This window comes from Streptomyces sp. GbtcB6 (genome assembly GCF_019091475.1).
GTDB classification, from domain to species: domain Bacteria; phylum Actinomycetota; class Actinomycetes; order Streptomycetales; family Streptomycetaceae; genus Streptomyces; species Streptomyces hyaluromycini.
On record NZ_JAGXJL010000011.1, the window covers coordinates 259182 to 277837 of the forward strand.

The window sequence follows — 18656 nt, forward strand, 5'->3', positions numbered from 1 at the left end:
GGGTCAGGCCCCGCCGCTGCCCGTGACGAAATCGATCAGCTCCTCCACCCGGCCCAGCAGCTCCGGCTCCAGGTCCTTGTAGGAGCCCACGCGCGCGAGGATCGCCTGCCATACCGCGCCCGTGTTGTCCGTGGGCCAGCCGAGGGCCCGGCACACGCCCGTCTTCCAGTCCTGGCCGTGCGGGACGCGGGGCCAGGAGCCGATGCCCAGGGACGACGGTTTCACCGCCTCCCAGATGTCGATGTACGGGTGGCCGACGACCAGGGCGTGGTCGCTGGTGACCGACTGGGCGATGCGCCACTCCTTGGTGCCGGGGAGCAGGTGGTCGACGAGGACGCCGAGGCGGGCGTCGGGGCCGGGGGTGAATTCGGCCACGATGGCGGGGAGGTCGTCGACGCCCTCCAGGTACTCCACCACCACGCCCTCGATGCGCAGGTCGTCGCCCCAGACCTTCTCGACCAGCTCCGCGTCGTGGCGGCCCTCCACGTAGATGCGGCCCGCGCGGGCGACACGCGCGCGTGCGCCGGGGACGGCGACCGAGCCGGAGGCGGTGCGGGCGGGTCGTACGGGGGCGGCCGACGTGGGGCGTACGAGGGTGACCACCCGGCCCTCCAGGAGGAAGCCGCGCGGCTCCAGCGGGAAGACGCGGTGTTTGCCGAAGCGGTCCTCCAGGGTGACCGTGCCCGCCTCGCAGCGGATCACCGCGCCGCAGAAACCGGTGCCGGGCTCCTCCACCACCAGACCGGGTTCGGCGGCCACCTCGGGCACCGGCTTCGGCTTCTTCCACGGCGGGGTCAGGTCGGCGGAGTACTGGCGCATTCGGATGACGATAGGAGAAGCCCGGCCACGGTCACCGCGACACGCCGAAACGGGCCGCCAGGGCGTCGCGCTGCGCCCGTACGAACGCCGCGTCCACCACCGCTCCGTGACCGGGTACGTACAGGGCGCGGTCGCCGCCCAGCGACAGCAGGCGGTCCAGGGCCGCGGGCCAGCGGGACGGTACGGCGTCGGGGCCGGCCTGGGGATCGCCGGACTCCTCCACCAGGTCGCCGCAGAACACCACCTCCGGGTCGCCGGGAACCAGGACGGCGAGGTCGTGGGCGGTGTGGCCGGGCCCCACGTTGGCCAGCAGGGCCTGGCGGCCGTCGCCGAGGTCGAGGGTCCACTCGCCGGAGACCAGGTGGCGGGGGCGGGGCAGGGCGTCGGCCGCCTCCTCGGCCTCGGGGGCGGGGAGGCCGTTGCGGACCGCGTCCAGGCGGAGCGCCTCGCGGTCGTACGCGAAGACGCCCTCGGTACCCACCGCCGCGTACAGGTTCGCGCCCGCGAAGGCGGCCGCCCCGAAGACGTGGTCGAAATGCGGATGGGTGAGCGCGAGATGGGTCACACGGCGGTCGGCCAGCGCCTGCGCCTCCATGCGCAACCGTGCGCCCTCCGCCAGACTCGAGCCGGCGTCCACCATCAGGGCCGTGCCCGCGCCCAGAACCAGGCCCGCCGTGCAGTCCCAGCCCGGCAGCCGGCACCGGCCGACCCCTTCGGCCACCCGCTCCCAGCCCAGCTCTTCCCAAGTCACCGTCATGCCGCGACGCTAGCCGTAGAACGCCATGGGTCCTGACCGACCTTGCCCAGTCAGTACCCCACGGCCGTACACTGGGCCGGGGATGCTGGCACTCGCGTTCGCAGAGTGCCAGACGAAAGGCCCGAAGGACCCGAAAGGCCGCGGGGACGACTTTCTGGAGGTGTGGCGCTGGATGCTGAGTGAACGCAGGCTTCAGGTATTGCGCGCCATCGTCCAGGACTACGTCGGCACCGAGGAGCCGGTGGGTTCGAAGGCGCTGACCGAACGGCACAACCTCGGCGTCTCCCCGGCGACCGTGCGCAACGACATGGCCGCCCTGGAGGACGAGGGGTACATCGCCCAGCCGCACACCAGCGCGGGGCGGATTCCCACCGACAAGGGCTACCGGCTGTTCGTCGACAAGCTGGCCGGCGTCAAACCGATGAGCGCGCCCGAGCGGCGGGCCATCCAGAACTTCCTCGACGGCGCCGTCGATCTCGATGATGTGGTCGCGCGGACTGTCCGGCTGCTGGCACAGCTGACGCGGCAGGTGGCGGTCGTGCAGTACCCGTCGCTGACGCGGTCGACCGTGCGGCATGTGGAACTGCTCTCGCTCGCGCCGGCCCGGCTGATGCTGGTGCTGATCACCGACACCGGGCGGGTCGAGCAGCGGATGGTCGACTGCCCGGCACCCTTCGGGGAAACGTCTCTGGCGGACCTGCGGGCGCGGCTGAACAGCCGGGTCGCGGGGCGCCGGTTCTCGGACGTGCCCCGGCTGGTGGAGGATCTGCCGGAAGCCTTCGAGGCCGAGGACCGCGGCGCGGTCTCGGCGGTGCTCTCCACCCTGCTGGAGACACTCGTCGAGGAGAACGAGGAGCGGCTGATGATCGGCGGTACCGCCAATCTCACCCGCTTCGGACATGACTTTCCCCTCATGATCCGGCCCGTCCTGGAGGCATTGGAGGAGCACGTCGTGCTGCTCAAGCTCCTTGGCGAGGCCGGGGATTCGGGCATGACCGTACGCATCGGTCACGAGAACGCCTACGAGGGACTCAACTCCACGTCCGTGGTGTCGGTCGGCTACGGTTCGGGCGGCGAGGCACTCGCCAAGCTCGGCGTGGTCGGACCGACCCGCATGGATTACCCGGGAACGATGGGAGCGGTACGAGCGGTGGCACGGTACGTCGGACAGATCCTGGCGGAGTCGTAAGTGGCCACGGACTACTACGCCGTTCTCGGCGTGCGCCGCGACGCGTCGCAGGAAGAGATCAAGAAGGCCTTCCGTCGGCTCGCACGCGAGCTGCACCCGGACGTCAACCCGGATCCGAAGACCCAGGAGCGGTTCAAGGAGATCAACGCCGCCTACGAGGTGCTCTCCGACCCGCAGAAGAAGCAGGTCTACGACCTCGGCGGGGACCCTCTGTCGCAGAGCGGCGGCGCGGGTGCGGGCGGCTTCGGGGCCGGCGGGTTCGGGAACTTCTCGGACATCATGGACGCGTTCTTCGGTACGGCGTCCCAGCGCGGGCCGAGGTCGCGTACGCGGCGCGGCCAGGACGCGATGATCCGGATCGAGGTCGAGCTGGACGAGGCGGCCTTCGGTACGACCAAGGACATCCAGGTCGACACGGCGATCGTCTGCAACACCTGTAACGGTGAGGGCGCGGCGCCGGGCACCTCCGCCCAGACGTGTGACATGTGCCGGGGCCGTGGTGAGGTCTCGCAGGTGACGCGGTCCTTCCTCGGCCAGGTCATGACCTCGCGTCCGTGCCCGCAGTGCCAGGGCTTCGGGACCGTCGTGCCGACGCCGTGCCCCGAGTGCGCCGGTGACGGGCGGGTGCGGTCGCGGCGGACGCTGACCGTGAAGATCCCGGCCGGTGTCGACAACGGCACGCGGATCCAGCTCGCCGGTGAGGGTGAGGTCGGGCCGGGTGGCGGTCCTGCCGGTGACCTGTACGTCGAGATCCACGAGCTGCCGCATTCGACGTTCCAGCGGCGCGGGGACGATCTGCACTGCACGGTGACGATTCCGATGACGGCGGCGTCGCTCGGTACGAAGGTGCCGCTGGAGACGCTGGACGGGCTGGAGGAGGTCGACATCCGGCCGGGTACGCAGTCCGGGCAGTCGATTCCGCTGCACGGGCGGGGTGTCACGCATCTGCGCGGTGGCGGGCGCGGCGATCTCATCGTCCACGTCGAGGTGACGACGCCGACCAAGCTCGATCCTGAGCAGGAGCGGTTGCTGAGGGAGCTGGCGAAGCTGCGCGGGGAGGAGCGGCCGACGGGGCAGTTCCAGCCGGGTCAGCAAGGGCTGTTCAGCCGGCTGAAGGACGCGTTCAACGGGCGTTGACGGGGCACCGTGAAGGGGCTCCGCCCCTTCGACCCCACCAGGGGGCTCCGCCCCCTGGACCCCCGGGACCTATGCCCACCCACCACCCGGCTCGGTCAATGAAGAGGCGAGGCCACCGACTCGGTCGATGAAGAGGCGAGGCCCTCCGACTCGGTCGATGAAGAGGCGAGGCCACCGCCCGACTCGGCTGATGAAGAGGCGAGGCCACCCCATGACTCGGTCGGCCGAGGGGCGAGGTCGCCCCGGGCTCGGTCGGCCGAGGGGCGAGGTCGTCGCGGGCTCGGTCGGCTGTGAGGTGAGGCCCCCCGGCTCGGTCGGACAGCAGGTCAAGGTGGCTGTGGGGCGGGGAAATTTCTGGCATGTGCCAAAGAGGCGGCCCGATTCGGTCTTGTTCGGAGGACGTGACAACATGCCGTCATGTCCTCCGCACTGACCGATCTCTTGCCCTTTCCGATCGTGCAGGCCCCCATGGCAGGCGGGGTCTCCGTGCCGCAGCTCGCCGCCGCCGTGTCCGAGGCGGGCGGGCTGGGATTCCTTGCCGCCGGGTACAAGACCGCCGACGGGATGTACCAGGAGATCAAGCAACTGCGGGGGCTGACCGGTCGCCCCTTCGGCGTGAATCTTTTCATGCCGCAGCCGGAGTACGCCGAGTCCGGGGCCGTGGAGGTGTACGCGCATCAGCTGGCCGGTGAGGCCGCCTGGTACGAGACCGAGCTCGGCGACCCGGACAGCGGCCGGGACGACGGGTACGAGGCCAAGCTGGCCGTGCTGCTCGACAACCCGGTGGCCGTGGCCTCCTTCCACTTCGGTGTGCCGACCCGGGAGGTACTGGACTCCCTGCGGCGCGCCGGGACGTTCACGCTGGTCACCGCCACCACCGCCGAGGAGGCCCTCGCCGTCGAGCGGGCCGGGGCGGACGCGGTGATCGCACAGGGCGTGGAGGCCGGGGGACACCAGGGCACCCACCGGGACGTCCCGGAGAACGACGGGTCCGGGATCGGGCTGCTGTCGCTGGTCACCCAGGTGCGGGAGACCGTGGGGATCCCGGTCGTCGCCGCGGGCGGCATCATGCGCGGCAGCCAGATCGCGGCCGTACTGGCGGCGGGGGCGAGCGCCGCGCAGCTGGGTACGGCCTTCCTGGCCACCCCGGAGTCCGGCGCCGCCGACCCGCACAAGCAGGCGCTCACCGACCCGCTGTTCACACGGACCGCGCTGACCCGGGCGTTCTCCGGGCGGCCCGCCCGCGGCCTGGTCAACCGGTTCATGCGCGAGCACGGTCCGTACGCGCCCGCCGCCTACCCGGAGGTCCACCACCTCACCTCCCCGCTGCGCAAGGCCGCCGCCAGGGCCGGAGACGCGCAGGGCATGGCCCTGTGGGCCGGGCAGGGGCACCGGATGGCCCGCGAGCTGCCCGCCGGGCAGCTGGTGGAGACCCTCGCGGAGGAACTCGCCGCCGCGTCGACAGCGTTGTCGACCAAGGGAGAGGGGGAGCGGGCATGACCGCTCCGGTGTTCGTGCTCGACCCGCTCGTGGTGCCCGACTTCTCCGGCGGCGAGGTCGTCCTGGACGGGCCCGAGGGGCGGCACGCCGTCTCCGTGAAGCGGCTTCAGCCCGGCGAGGACGTCATCCTCACCGACGGGCGCGGCCGCTGGATGGAGGGCGTCGTGCGGGCGGCCGAGGGCAAGGACCGGCTGGTGGTGATGGACCTGGAGAGCGTCCAGGAGGAGCCCCTGCCGCAGCCCCGGATCACCGTGGTGCAGGCACTTCCCAAGGGGGACCGGGGCGAGGTCGCCGTGGAGACCATGACCGAGGTCGGCGTCGACGCGATCGTGCCCTGGCAGGCCGCCCGCTGCATCACCCAGTGGAAGGGCGAGCGGGGTCTCAAGTCGCTGGCGAAGTGGCGGGGCACCGCCCGTGAGGCCGGCAAGCAGTCCCGCCGGGTGCGGTTCCCGGAGGTCGCGGACGCGATGACGACCAGGCAGGTTGCGGCACTTCTGGCCAAGGCCGACCTCGCCGCCGTCCTCCACTCCGACTTCGAGCACGGCAGCGAGCCCCTCGCCGGGGTACCGCTGCCCGCCGAGGGCGAGATCGTGCTGGTCGTCGGGCCCGAAGGCGGCGTCGCCCGGGACGAGGTGGCGCTGTTCGAGGAGGCGGGTGCGAAGGCGTACACCCTGGGGCCCACCGTGATGCGCACGTCGACCGCCGGAACGGCGGCCGCGGCCCTGCTGCTGGGCCGCACCGGCCGGTGGTCCTGAACCAACCGCACCGCACCCTGGGGGACACGCCGTGGAACTCGCCCAAGTACGGCTCCTGGTCAGCGACTTCGCCGCCTGCTACCGGTTCTACGCCGAGGTGCTCGGGCTGAAGCCGCAGTCGGGGGCGAGCGAGGGGCCGTACGAGAAGTTCAGCCCGCACGCCGGGTCGGCGGGGATCGCCCTGCAGGACCGGGCGATGATGGCCGCGATACTGGGCGAGCTGGGGGACACGGCGACCGGGCACCGTTCGCTGGTGGTGCTGCGCGTCGACGACCTCGACGGCTACTGCGAGCAGATCGTCGCGCGGGGGGCGGTCCTCGTGCACGGGCCGGCGCCGATGACGGAACGCATGCGGGTCGCCCACCTCAAGGACCCGGAGGGGAACCTGGTGGAGCTGCAGGAGTGGCTGCTGCTGCGCACCTGAGAAACCCCCTGGGGAAGCGGGCACCGGCACGGGGGACCCCTCCGAACACGTGAGTGGCCGTATGCCCCCTACCGCCACCGGCGGCACGGTGGCAGGCTGCCCTCCATGGGGGCATTGAGGCGGATTTGGCGCCGGCCGCGCGGGACCAGGGTGGCGGCCGTGACAGGGCTCGCGGTGATCGCCGTGGGTGGTGTGGTGGCCTGCCAGCCGAGCGATCTGAACACGGCGACGGTCGCCTACACCACCGACCAGACCGCCACCGCCGAGCTGAAACGCCAGCACGTCGACGTCAGTTGGCTCACCTGCACCGGCAACTACGGCTCGTCGGCGAAGAGCACGGGGAGCACGGGGAGCACGAAGAGCGCCAAGACGCCGTCGGCCACCTCGACCACCGTCGTCTCCGTCGACTGCCAGGGCCGGACCAAGGACGGCCGGAGCATCACCGTCACCGGCCGGGTCACCAAGGCCGTCAGCGGGGCCTGTGTGCGCGGGAACCTCGTGGCCGAGGTCGGCGGCAAGGAGTGGTTCCGGGTGAACGGGCTGGGCGACTGCGATGCGACACCCGGGCCGACGTACAGCACCTACCGGCCGCCCACGTACGGGCAGCAGCCCGGCCCCACCGTGACCGTCACGAAGACCGTCTGGTGCCAGGGCGACCCCAAGTGCTGGCCGGTGCAGGGCAAGTGATCGAAATCGGCCACCGGGAACACGCCCCGATGCATAGGCTGAGCGAGTGACTCAGGGTGCAGCGAACGGACCGCGGTCCTACCTCCGATTTCCGCACGTCCACGGCGATCTGGTCGCCTTCACCGCCGAGGACGACGTGTGGCTCGCGCCCCTGGACGGCGGCCGGGCCTGGCGGGTCAGCGCCGACAACGTCCCCGTGACGCTGCCGCGCATCTCGCCCGACGGGACCACGGTCGCCTGGACCTCCACCCGCGACGGCGCCCCCGAGATCCACCTCGCCCCCGTCGACGGCGGTTCCTCGACCCGCCTGACCCACTGGGGGAGCGCCCGCACCCAGGTACGCGGCTGGACCGCCGACGGCCGGGTCCTCGCGGTCACCACCCACGGCCAGGCCAGCCTCCGGCGAAGCTGGGCCCACACCGTCCCGCTCGACGGCGGCCCGTCCACCGTCCTGCCCTACGGCCCGGTCGGCCATGTCGCCTTCGGGCCGCACACCGTGCTGCTGTCCGCGCCGATGGGGCGGGAGGCGGCCTGGTGGAAGCGGTACCGGGGCGGTACGGCGGGCAAGCTGTGGACAGACCGGGACGGCCACGACGGGGAGGGCGCCGGCGAGTTCGTACGGCTGCACGCGGAGCTGGACGGGAACCTGGAGTACCCGGTGTGGGCCGGGGAGCGGATCGCGTTCCTGTCCGACCACGAGGGCACCGGGGCGCTCTACTCCTCCCTCGCCGACGGCTCCGACCTGCGCCGGCACACGCCACTCGACGGCTTCTACGCCCGGCACGCGGCCGGCGACGGCACCCGGGTCGTCTACGCCTCGGCCGGTGAACTCTGGCTCCTCGACGACCTGGAGGGCGCCGAACCGCGCCGCCTGGACATCCGGCTCGGCGGCCCCCGCGTGGACCGGCAGCCGTACCCGGTCAACGCGGCCCGCTGGTTCAGCCACGCCTCGCCCGACCACACCGCGCGCGGCAGCGCCGTCCTGGTGCGCGGCGGCGTGCACTGGGTGACCCACCGCTCGGGCCCGGCGCGGGCGCTCGTCGCACAGCCCGGGGTGCGGGCCCGGCTGCCCGTCACCTTCCGCGCGGACGCGGAGGAGTGGGTGGTGTGGGTGACGGACGCCGAGGGCGACGACGCCCTGGAGTTCGCCCCCGCGACCGGGCTCGCGCCCGGCTCCACCGCGCGCCGGATCGCCGCCGGACAGCTCGGCCGGGTCCTGGACCTCGCCGTCGCCCCCGACGGCGGCCGGGTCGCCGTCGCCGCCCACGACGGACGGCTGCTCCTCGTCGAGCGGGAGACGGGCGAGGTCCGCGAGGTCGACCGCAGCGAGGACGGCGACGTCTCCGGACTGGCCTTCTCCCCCGACTCCGGCTGGCTCGCCTGGTCCCACCCCGGCGCCGGCGGGCTCTGCCAGCTCCGCATCGCCCACACCACCGACCTCACCGTCACCGAGGCGACCCCGCTGCGGTTCCGGGACTACGACCCCGCCTTCACCCGCGACGGCAAACATCTCGCCTTCCTCTCCACCCGCTCCTTCGACCCGGTCTACGACGAGCACGTCTTCGACCTGGCCTTCGTGGTCGGCGACCGCCCGCACCTGATCACCCTCGCCGCCACCACCCCCTCGCCGTTCGGCCCGCAGCGGCACGGCCGTCCCTTCGAGACCCCCGACAAGGACGAGACCCCGGACGCCGAGGGCACCCCCGCCACCCGCATCGACCTGGAGGGCCTCGCCGACCGGATCGTGCCCTTCCCCGTCGAGGCCGGCCGCTACTCCACGCTCCGCACCGCCAAGGACGGCGTGCTCTGGCTGCGCCACCCGGTGCGCGGCGTGCTCGGCGCCTCCCGCGCCCACCCCGAGGACCCGGCGCCCAAGACCGAGCTGGAGCGCTACGACCTCGCCCAGCAGCGCATCGAGTACCTCTCCTCGGACGCCGACCACTTCGAGGTCAGCGGCGACGGCAAACGCGTCCTGCTGTGGGCCGACAACAAGCTCAAGGTCGTACCCAGCGACCGCCGCGCCTCGGGCGACGACGACAGCGACACCAACATCACCGTCGACCTGGCCCGGGTCCGGCAGACCGTCGACCCGGCCGCCGAGTGGCGGCAGATGTTCGACGAGACCGGCCGCATCATGCGCGACCAGTTCTGGCGCCCCGACCTCGGCGGCGTCGACTGGGACGGCGTCCTCGACCGCTACCGCCCGCTCGTCGAGCAGGTCGCCACCCATGACGACCTCGTGGACCTGCTCTGGGAGGTCCAGGGCGAACTCGGCACCTCGCACGCCTACGTCACCCCGAACGGCGGCCGCGGCCGCGGCGCCCGCCAGGGCCTGCTCGGCGCCGACATCTCCCGCCACCCGGACGGCAGTTGGCGCATCGACCGGATCCTGCCCACCGAGACCTCCGACCCCGGCGCGCGCTCCCCGCTCGCCGCACCCGGCGTCGCGGTACACCCCGGCGACGCGATCGTGGCCGTCGCCGGGCGGCCCGTCGACCCGGTGACCGGCCCCGGCCCGCTGCTCGTCGGCACGGCCGGCAAGGCGATCGAACTGACCGTGTCCCCCGCGGGCGGCGGCGAGTTGCGGCACCCGGTGGTCGTCCCGGTCGCCGACGAGGAGCCGCTCCGCTATCACGCGTGGGTGGCCGACCGCCGGGCCCATGTCCACGAGGTGTCCGGCGGCCGCCTCGGCTACCTCCATGTCCCCGACATGCAGGCACCCGGCTGGGCCCAGATCCACCGCGACCTGAGCGTGGAGATGGCCCGCGAGGGCATCGTCGTGGACGTCCGCGAGAACCGCGGCGGGCACACCTCCCAGCTGGTGGTGGAGAAACTGGCCCGGCGGATCGTCGGCTGGGACCTGCCGCGCGGCATGCGGCCGTTCAGCTACCCGAGGGACGCGCCCCGGGGACCGGTCGTGGTCGTCGCGAACGAGTTCTCCGGCTCGGACGGCGACATCGTGAACGCGGCGATCAAGGCACTGGGCATCGGCCCGGTGGTCGGCACCCGCACCTGGGGCGGCGTGATCGGCATCGACAGCCGCTACCGGCTGGTCGACGACACCCTGGTCACCCAGCCGAAGTACGCGTTCTGGCTGGAGGGCTACGGCTGGGGCGTGGAGAACCACGGCGTCGACCCGGACGTGGAGGTCGTACAGACACCGCAGGACTGGGGCGCGGGCAGGGACCCCCAGCTGGACGAGGCGGTACGGATAGCCCTGGAGGCGCTGGAGACGACGCCCGCGAAGACTCCGCCCACTCTGCCCACCTAAGGGGCGCGGGGCTGTTCCGATGTGCGGCTCCGCCGCGTGGGCGCGCTCAGCCCCCACCGGACCCGCACCCGACGACGATACGATGCCCCGGAAGATCGATCACGGTGCCCAGGAAGGAAACGGCATGGCAGGGGAACCCCAGGACGACTGCCTGTTCTGCAAGATCGTCGCAGGCCACGTCCCGGCGACGATCGTCCGGGAGACGGACACCACCGTCGCCTTCCGGGACATAAACCCCCAGGCGCCCACGCACGTCCTGGTGATCCCCAAGGTCCACTACAGGAACGCGGCCGAGCTCGCCGCAGGCGACCCCGCCGTGGCCGCCGACATACTGCGTGAGGCCCAGGCCGTCGCCGACGAGGACAAGCTGGAGAGCTACCGCATCGTCTTCAACACCGGCAGCGGCGCCGGCCAGACCGTGTGGCACGCCCACGCCCACGTCATCGGCGGCCGCGGCCTGCAGTGGCCTCCCGGATAACTCGCCGTGTCCGTACGTGAACTGGTGGTCCTCGGCACCGCCAGCCAGGTCCCCACCCGGCACCGCAACCACAACGGCTATCTGCTGCGCTGGGACGGCGAGGGCATCCTCTTCGACCCCGGCGAGGGCACCCAGCGGCAGATGCTGCGGGCCGGGGTCGCCGCGCACGACCTGAACCGGATCTGCGTCACCCACTTCCACGGCGACCACTCCCTCGGCCTCGCCGGGGTCATCCAGCGCATCAACCTCGACAAGGTCCCGCACTCGGTCACCGCGCACTACCCGAAGTCCGGGCAGCGTTTCTTCGACCGGCTCCGGTACGCCACCGCCTACCGCGAGACCGTCGGCATCACCGAGGCCCCCATCGACGCGGACGGCGACCTCGCGGTCACCCGCTCCTACACGCTTCAGGCCAGGAAGCTCTCCCACCCCGTCGAGTCGTACGGCTACCGGCTCACCGAGCCCGACGGCCGCCGCATGCTGCCCGAACGGCTCGCCGCGCACGGCCTCACCGGCCCCGATGTCGGCCGGATCCAGCGGGAGGGCGTCCTCGGGGACGTCACGCTCGACGAGGTCAGCGAGGTGCGACGCGGTCAGCGGTTCGCGTTCGTGATGGACACCCGGCTGTGCGACGGCGTGCACGCCCTTGCAGAGGGCTGCGACCTGCTCGTCATCGAGTCGACGTTCCTCGACGAGGATGCCGGACTCGCCGAGGAACACGGCCACCTGACCGCCGGTCAGGCGGCGGCGGTCGCCCGGGACGCGGGCGTGCGGCACCTCGTGCTGACCCACTTCAGCCAGCGCTATGCCGACCCCGAGGACTTCGAACGGCAGGCACGGGCCGCCGGCTACGAGGGCGAGCTGACCGTCGCCTACGACCTGCTCCGAGTGCCGGTTCCGAAGCGCAGGTGAAGCGGCCGTACCATGCTTTGATGCCCCTCCCCAAAGCAGAACTGCACCTCCACATCGAAGGCACCCTGGAGCCCGAGCTGGCGTTCCGGCTGGCCGCTCGCAACGGCGTCGAGCTGCCGTACGCGGACACCGACGCGCTGCGCAAGGCGTACCAGTTCGAGGACCTGCAGTCCTTCCTGAACCTCTACTACGAGCTCATGGCCGTCCTGCGCACCGAGCAGGACTTCGAGGACCTCGCGAACGCGTATCTCGCGCGCGCCGCCGCGCAGGGCGTGCGGCACGCCGAGATCTTCTTCGACCCGCAGGCGCACCTCGCCCGGGGCGTCGGCATGGGGACGGTCGTCGAGGGCCTGTGGCGGGCGCTCGGCCGCAGCGTCGGGAACCACGGGGTCTCCACCCGCCTGATCATGTGCTTCCTGCGGGACGAGTCCGCCGAGTCGGCGATGCGGACGCTGGAGGCCGCGAAGCCGTACCTCGACCGGATCACCGGGATCGGGCTGGACTCGGCCGAGGTCGGGCATCCGCCGGTCAAGTTCCGCGAGGTGTACGCGGCCGCGGCCGAGCTGGGGCTGCGGCGGGTGGCGCATGCCGGTGAGGAGGGGCCGCCGGAGTACATCACCGAGGCGCTGGACCTGCTCGGCGTCGAGCGCGTCGACCACGGACTGCGCTGCCTGGAGGACCCGGAGCTGGTCGCCCGGCTGGTGCGGGAGCGGATCCCGCTGACGCTGTGCCCGCTGTCGAACGTCCGGCTGCGCGCGGTCGACGTGCTCGCCGAACACCCGCTTCCGGCCATGATCGACGCCGGACTGCTGTGCACGGTCAACTCCGACGACCCGGCCTACTTCGGCGGTTACGTCGCCGACAACTACCACGCCGTGCGCGACGCCCTGGGCCTGTCCAGGGAGCAGATGCGGGAGCTGGCCCGCAACTCCTTCCTCGCCTCCTTCCTGGAGGACGACGAGGAACTGCGGGCGCGGTACCTCGCCGAGGTGGAGGCGTTCGAGTTCGGCTAGGCCGCCACGTCCAGCCGTGCGGTCTCCCCGGTGTGCGCCGGGTGGGTCGCGACGGTGGTGGTCCTGCGCCGCAGTGCCACCGCCGTCAGCGGTACCGCGACCGCCAGCAGGCCCACCGCGAGGACCGTTCCCATCGCCGGGAAACCGGCCCGCGCCGCCAGCAGGCTGCCGGTCATCGGGCCGACCGCCGTCCCCAGCGACGACGCCGACCCGACCAGCACCGCCCAGCGGCCGCGCGGGTCCAGGGCGGCGGCCAGGCCGATGACGTACGACAGGACGACCGGGTAGAGCAGGTTCCAGGCGATCTCGCCGGTCGCGAAGGACGTGAGGTCGGTCGCGGACGCGCTGAGCGCGATACAGCCCGCGATCAGCACGGTGCCGAGACCGATCGGCAGGGCCCGGCCGAGCCGCGGGCCGAGGGCGCCCGCACCGACCACGCCGAGCAGGCCGGTGCCGAGCGCCACCGCGAACACCACGCCGACGGTCGCCTCGCCGAGATGCGCCTGCGTCAGGCCGATCCGGCCGCTGACCCCCCAGAGCGAGTTCTGCGCGGCCGACCAGCAGGGCATCGCGGCGGCCAGCAGCAGGCCCGAGCGCAGGTGCGGGAGCCGGGAGCCGGCGGCGGTGCGGGGGAGGGCCGGGGCGGTACGGGGGGACAGGCGGGCGGTGAGCGGCCAGACCGCGAGCGCGGTGAGCGCGATCGCGGCGAGGGGCTGCGCGTGGCCGGGGCCGAGGTGCGGGACCGTCAGGTAGACGGCACCAGCGAGGGCGGAGACGCCGAGCAGGCCGAGGGTGGTGGTGCGGTGGGGGTCGCGCTGTGCGGCGATGCCGGTGGCGGCGACGGCGGTGATCGTGCCGGAGCCGAATCCGCCGACGGCTGCGCCGGCTATGACCGCGGGGACGGCGGTGGTCAGGGCCGCCCCGCCGTAGCCGAGGACCGCGAGCAGGAGGCCGAGGCGGGCGAGGGTGCGGGGGCCGGTGCGGTCCACTCGGGACGCGAGCAGGAAGCCTGCCGCCGCCGAACTCAGCAGCAGGGTACTGCCGATGGCGCCTGCCTGGGTGGCGGAGAGGGGGAGCCCCGATTCGAGCCTGCCGACGGTGGTCGGGAGGAGGTACGGGGCCAGGTACCCGGCCGTGAAAAGGGCGACGAGGGGCCAGGGGGTGGTGCGGGGGGCGGACACGGGCGTTCCCAGGGCATGCGAAAGGAGCGGCTCAAGAAGGGGGTTGGGCGCAGGCCGTCGAGGGACAGGAACGCGCGGAGAATTTGTATCAAGGGAGGGGGACCGGAAGAAGGGCGGGGGGTGTGATGTGGGGCACGGTGGGGTTTTGGGCGCGGGGGAGGGGGTAGGAGCGCCGCGCGCCGTGGGGGGTTCGGTGGTGGTGGGTCGGGTGCGGGTGAGTGGGGGCTGATCGCGCAGTTCCCCGCGCCCCTGGGTTGGCTGTTCAGCCGCACATCGATACAGCGCTGTGCCTCTCGGGTGGCTGTTCGGCCGCGTATTGATACGTCGGCTGCCGTCTGGTCAGCGCCAGTTGACCGTGCCGCCCGTTGTCGCTGATTCGATGCGGGTCCGGGTTTCCTGCATCACCGCGACGATCTCCGCCTCGTGCTCCGGCGTGAGGCGGGCCACCGGTACCGAGCAGCTGATCGCGTCCTGCGGTGGGGTGTCGTAGCGCAGGGCGAAGCCGAAGCCGGTGATGCCGAGGACACCTTCCTCGCGGTCGATCGAGTAGCCGCGGGCGCGGACCTCGGCCAGGTCGGCGGCGAGGGCGTCCGGGGTGGTGTGGGTGTGGGGGGTGAGGGGCCGGTAGGGGCCCTGCGGGAGGCCGGCGTCCGGGCGTTCCGCCAGCAGCGCCTTGCCGAGGGCTCCCGCGTGGGCCGGGAGGCGGCGGCCCACCCTGCTGATCGTGCGCAGGTACTCGTGGGACTCCCGGGTCGCCAGGTACGCCACGTCCGGGCCGTCCAGGCGGGCCAGGTGGATCGTCTCGCCGAGCACCTCCGAGGCCTCGTCGAGGTAGGGGCGTACGAGGCGGACGCGCGGGTCCGAGTCCAGGTAGCTGGTGCCGGTCAGCAGGGTGCGGATGCCGATGCCGTAGAGGGAGCCGGTGGTGTCGGTGCGCACCCAGCCCCTCGTGATCAGCGTCTGGAGGAGGGCGTACATCGAGCTGCGCGGGACGCCGAGTTCGTCCGCCAGTTCCTGGAGGCGGGCCGGGCGGTCGCCGCGGGCGGCGAGGAGCTCCAGCAGCTCCACCGTGCGCGCCGCGGACTTCACCTCGCGGACGCCTGCTGTCTCGGACATGTGCAGATCGTAGAGGGGCAGGGCGGTGTGCGCCGTTGACGGGGGTGCGTTCGCATATCTAGTCTCAGTTCTTGTACATGGATGCTGTCTATATAGGGAGATGGAGATGGGTGGGGTGGCCGGACAGCCGGAGCATGTGGTGCGGAGGCTGCGGGACGGGATGGCGGGCGGGGTGCTGTCGTTCCCGCTCACCTCGTTCCACGCCGACGGGTCCCTCGACGTGGACGGATTCCGGGCATACGTCGCGGGGCAGCTGGCCGCCGCGCCCGGCGCCCTCTTCCCGGCCTGCGGCACCGGGGAGTTCTTCTCGCTGGACGAGGAGGAGTACCGGCAGGTGGTGAGCGCGGCGGTCGCGGAGGCCGGTGGGCGGGTGCCCGTGGTCGCGGGGGTGGGCTACGGCTGGGCGCAGGCCGTCCGGTTCGCGCGCATCGCGGAGGAGGCCGGCGCGGACGCCCTGCTCGTGCTGCCGCACTACCTCGTCGGCGCCCCGCAGGACGGACTCGTCGCGCAGGTCGAGGCGATCGCGGGCCGGACCGTACTGCCGCTCGTCGTCTACCAGCGCGGTCAGGTCACGTACACCGCCGAGTCGCTGGTGCGGATCGCCGGCATCCCCGGCGTCATCGGGCTCAAGGACGGGCACAGCGACCTCGACCGGCTCCAGCGGCTCACCCTCGCCGCCCCGGACGGCTTCCTCTTCTTCAACGGCGCCGCCACCGCCGAGATCCAGGCCCGCGCCTACGCCACCGTCGGTGTCCCGGCCTACTCCTCCGCCGTGCACGCCTTCGCCCCGGAGATCGCCGACGCCTTCTTCGCCGCCCTGCAGGGCGGCGACCAGGGCACGGTCGACAAGCTGCTGCGCGACTTCTACGTGCCGTTCGTCGAACTGCGGGACCGGGTGCCCGGATACTCGGTGTCGCTGGTGAAGGCGGCGGCCCGGCTGCGCGGCCGGCCGGTGGGCCCCGTGCGCGCCCCGCTCACCGACCCGTCCACCGCCGACCTGGCCGACCTCGACGCGCTGCTCACCGCCGGCCTCGACCTCGTGGGGGCCGTCCGGTGAACCTCACCCTCGCCGGCGCCCGCCCACCCCGCGGGGCGTGCACCGGCGGTACCCCGCTGGTGGCGCCGCTCGTTCGGGCGGACGTACGGCGAGAGCGGCCGCCTCTCCCGCGCCATGGTGCAGACTGACCGGATCCGCACCACGTCAGGGAGCGCACCGTGACCGCGTCCAACGCGTTCGCCGGAGAGGAACCGGAGTACCTCGACGACGACAGGGGAGCAACAGCACCGCACTGCGCCGCGCAGGTCGACCCGCTGGCCGGCCTGCGCACGCCGGACGACCCGCCCTGGGACGTCTACCTCACCGGCACCGTCTTCCTCGACATCGTCTTCACCGGCCTCGACTCCGCGCCGGTGCGCGGCACCGAGTCCTGGGCCCGGGGCATGGGCTCCAGCCCCGGCGGCATCGCCAACATGGCCACCGCCCTCGCCCGCCTCGGCCTGAAGACCTCCCTCGCGGCCGCCTTCGGCGACGACCACTACGGCGAGTACTGCTGGGACGCGCTCGCCCAGGGCGAGGGCATCGACCTCTCCCCGTCCCGGACCGTGCGCGGCTGGCACTCGCCGGTCACCGTCTCCATGGCGTACGAGGGGGAGCGGACCATGGTGTCGCACGGGCACGAGCCGCCCGCCGACACGCTGTTCCGTCAGCAGAACGCACCCGGCCACCCCGCCCGTGCGCGTGCCGCCGTCGCCTCCCTCACGCCCGGCAAACGCAACCCCTGGATCGCCAAGGCGGCCGCCGAGGGGACCCGGATCTTCGCCGACGTCGGCTGGGACGACACCGGTGCGTGGGACCTCGCGGGCCTTGCCGACCTGGAACACTGCGAGGCGTTCCTGCCGAACGCGGAGGAGGCGAGGCGGTACACCGGCGAGGACTGCCCGCGGGCCGCGGCGCACGCCCTCACCGAGTACGTGCCCCTCGCGGTCGTCACCCTCGGGGCGGAGGGCGCGTACGCGGTCGACGGGCGGACCGGGGAGTCCGCGGAGGTGCCGGCGATCGCGGTGGAGGCCCTCGACCCCACCGGCGCGGGCGATGTCTTCGTCGCCGGCTTCGTCGCCGGCACGCTGGCCGACTGGCCGCTGGCCGACCGGCTCGCCTTCGCGGGGCTCACGGCGGCGCTGTCCGTCCAGGAGTTCGGCGGGTCGCTGTCCGCTCCCGGGTGGTCGGAGATCGGCGCGTGGTGGCGGAAGGTCCAGTCGGTGGCGGGACAGGATCCGGCCGCGCTGCGGCGGTACGCGTTCCTGGAGGGCCTGGTGCCGGAGGAGGACCAGGTGAGGCCGTGGCCCCTGCGGCGGGCGGTGCCGACGATCGGGTTCGGGCGCGCGGGGTGACTGCCGAGGGTGCGGGTGCGGCTGCGTGGGGGCTGGGGCGGGGGTTTCGCTTGCGGCGCTGGCACGGTGCCGCTGCGCCCACCCGTGCCGCCCTGCGGCACGCCTGCCCGCAGCTGGGTAGCTGAAAAGGGGCGGCTGGGCAGCGCCCCGTAAGGGGCGCGGGGCTGTATTTGATTTGCGGCTCCGCCGCGTGGGCGCGAGCAACCCCCGCCGGCCCGCGCCCGACGACGAAACCGGCACAGCCCCGGCCTACTCCCCCCGCACCTTGGCAACCTGCTCCCGCACCAGCGAGAGGCCCGCCTCCGACACCCCCGACAACGCACCGGCGAACAGTTCCTCCACCCCGCCCCCGTCGGCGCCCACACTCCCGCTGGTCACCGCATACCCCTCCCGCACGGCAACCCTCAGCACACCCTCCGTGTCCACCGCCGCGGCGGCGATCATCGGCACCTCCCCGCCCGCCGGATCCGCCACCTTCGCGTACGCCCCCTTCACCGGCTCCCGCCAGCGCAGCGCCAGCAGCACCGGCGACTTGGCCTGCACCTCGGCCAGGTCCACCCGGTAGACCCCGTCCGCCGTGAGCACGTCGGCCCACGCGTCCAGCGCGATCGCCGCCGGCAGCAGGTCCCGCAGACTCGACCCGGCGATGTTCCCGCCCACCGTCGCCGTCCGGCGCACCGCCCCCGTGCCGACGCCCTTCGCCGCCTGCCGCAGCAGCTCCGGAACCCGGTCGTCCACCTGGTGCAGCAGGACCGCGCCGCCCAGCACGCCGTCCCCGACCGCCGTCGCCTCCGGTACCTCCCGCAGGGACACCGCCTGTTCCGGGAAGCCGTCCCGCTGCCACGCGGCCCAGATCAGGGTCGCTCCGCCGACGGGTATCGCCCCCTCGGCCAGACATTCCCGGGCCTCGGACACCGACGTGGGCAGACGCAGCAGCACGGCTACCTGCTTTCTGTGCGGACAGGTGGCGTGGAGCGGACGCGGCCCCCCGACCACGTATGGCAGTGACGGCTCGGATTCTGCCCC

Annotated in this window: 17 protein-coding genes; 12 read left to right on the forward strand and 5 right to left on the reverse strand. The window is 73.0% G+C overall.

Annotated features, from left to right (window positions below):
- Window positions 1-3: 3 nt before the first annotated feature.
- Together KVT45_RS20955 and KVT45_RS20960 are read right to left on the reverse strand one after the other, a co-directional pair.
- Complete coding sequence (locus KVT45_RS20955; protein ID WP_217549610.1) at window positions 4-819, reverse strand: DUF3097 domain-containing protein; 816 nt, start codon at window positions 817-819, stop codon at window positions 4-6.
- 31 nt (window positions 820-850) lie between these two features.
- Entirely contained in the window at window positions 851-1576 is a 726-nt protein-coding gene (locus KVT45_RS20960) for an MBL fold metallo-hydrolase (RefSeq protein WP_217549612.1), read from the reverse strand.
- A 172-nt stretch (window positions 1577-1748) separates the two neighbouring features.
- Here KVT45_RS20960 and hrcA point away from each other — a divergent pair, with 172 nt between their 5' ends.
- The 10 genes from hrcA to KVT45_RS21010 all read left to right on the forward strand — a co-directional run bounded on the left by hrcA (window position 1749) and on the right by KVT45_RS21010 (window position 12942).
- Window positions 1749-2765 carry a heat-inducible transcriptional repressor HrcA gene (gene hrcA, locus KVT45_RS20965; protein ID WP_089106784.1) on the forward strand — a complete coding sequence of 339 codons (1017 nt, stop codon included), beginning with the start codon at window positions 1749-1751 and terminating at the stop codon, window positions 2763-2765.
- Window positions 2766-3902: a molecular chaperone DnaJ gene (dnaJ, locus tag KVT45_RS20970; RefSeq protein WP_217549614.1), complete on the forward strand. Its 1137-nt coding sequence runs from the start codon at window positions 2766-2768 to the stop codon at window positions 3900-3902.
- Window positions 3903-4319: 417 nt separating this feature from the next.
- Window positions 4320-5402, forward strand: coding sequence for a nitronate monooxygenase (locus KVT45_RS20975; protein WP_217549616.1), 1083 nt, complete (start codon window positions 4320-4322; stop codon window positions 5400-5402).
- Window positions 5399-6157, forward strand: coding sequence for a 16S rRNA (uracil(1498)-N(3))-methyltransferase (locus KVT45_RS20980; RefSeq protein ID WP_217549618.1), 759 nt, complete (start codon window positions 5399-5401; stop codon window positions 6155-6157). The genes KVT45_RS20975 and KVT45_RS20980 overlap by 4 nt, the downstream gene beginning before the upstream one ends.
- 31 nt (window positions 6158-6188) lie before the next feature.
- Window positions 6189-6581 carry a VOC family protein gene (locus KVT45_RS20985; RefSeq protein ID WP_217549620.1) on the forward strand — a complete coding sequence of 131 codons (393 nt, stop codon included), beginning with the start codon at window positions 6189-6191 and terminating at the stop codon, window positions 6579-6581.
- Window positions 6582-6686: 105 nt separating this feature from the next.
- Window positions 6687-7268: a hypothetical protein gene (locus KVT45_RS20990; protein WP_217549622.1), complete on the forward strand. Its 582-nt coding sequence runs from the start codon at window positions 6687-6689 to the stop codon at window positions 7266-7268.
- Window positions 7269-7314: 46 nt separating this feature from the next.
- Window positions 7315-10539 carry a S41 family peptidase gene (locus tag KVT45_RS20995; RefSeq protein ID WP_217549624.1) on the forward strand — a complete coding sequence of 1075 codons (3225 nt, stop codon included), beginning with the start codon at window positions 7315-7317 and terminating at the stop codon, window positions 10537-10539.
- Between the two features lie 124 nt (window positions 10540-10663).
- Complete coding sequence (locus KVT45_RS21000; protein ID WP_217549626.1) at window positions 10664-11017, forward strand: histidine triad nucleotide-binding protein; 354 nt, start codon at window positions 10664-10666, stop codon at window positions 11015-11017.
- Between the two features lie 6 nt (window positions 11018-11023).
- Entirely contained in the window at window positions 11024-11929 is a 906-nt protein-coding gene (locus KVT45_RS21005; protein WP_217549628.1) for a ribonuclease Z, read from the forward strand.
- A 20-nt stretch (window positions 11930-11949) separates the two neighbouring features.
- Window positions 11950-12942 (forward strand): adenosine deaminase, encoded by a 993-nt coding sequence (locus KVT45_RS21010; RefSeq protein ID WP_217549630.1) that lies wholly within the window; start codon window positions 11950-11952, stop codon window positions 12940-12942.
- Here the strand turns inward: KVT45_RS21010 and KVT45_RS21015 are convergent.
- Window positions 12939-14123: an MFS transporter gene (locus KVT45_RS21015; RefSeq protein ID WP_308310832.1), complete on the reverse strand. Its 1185-nt coding sequence runs from the start codon at window positions 14121-14123 to the stop codon at window positions 12939-12941. The two genes, KVT45_RS21010 and KVT45_RS21015, sit on opposite strands and share 4 nt — an antisense overlap.
- Before the next feature lie 339 nt (window positions 14124-14462).
- Window positions 14463-15239: an IclR family transcriptional regulator gene (locus KVT45_RS21020; RefSeq protein ID WP_217549631.1), complete on the reverse strand. Its 777-nt coding sequence runs from the start codon at window positions 15237-15239 to the stop codon at window positions 14463-14465.
- Window positions 15240-15345: 106 nt separating this feature from the next.
- On the opposite strand from KVT45_RS21020, the gene KVT45_RS21025 reads away from it, so the two are divergent.
- On the forward strand, window positions 15346-16296 hold the full coding sequence (locus KVT45_RS21025; RefSeq protein ID WP_217549633.1) for a 5-dehydro-4-deoxyglucarate dehydratase: 951 nt from the start codon (window positions 15346-15348) through the stop codon (window positions 16294-16296).
- Between the two features lie 158 nt (window positions 16297-16454).
- Window positions 16455-17630: a PfkB family carbohydrate kinase gene (locus tag KVT45_RS21030; protein ID WP_217549635.1), complete on the forward strand. Its 1176-nt coding sequence runs from the start codon at window positions 16455-16457 to the stop codon at window positions 17628-17630.
- A 249-nt stretch (window positions 17631-17879) separates the two neighbouring features.
- On the opposite strand, the gene KVT45_RS21035 is transcribed toward KVT45_RS21030, so the two are convergent.
- The gene (locus tag KVT45_RS21035) at window positions 17880-18569 is read right to left on the reverse strand and encodes an FAD binding domain-containing protein (RefSeq protein WP_217549637.1); all 690 of its coding nucleotides are present in this window, start codon (window positions 18567-18569) and stop codon (window positions 17880-17882) included.
- Window positions 18570-18656: the final 87 nt, after the last annotated feature.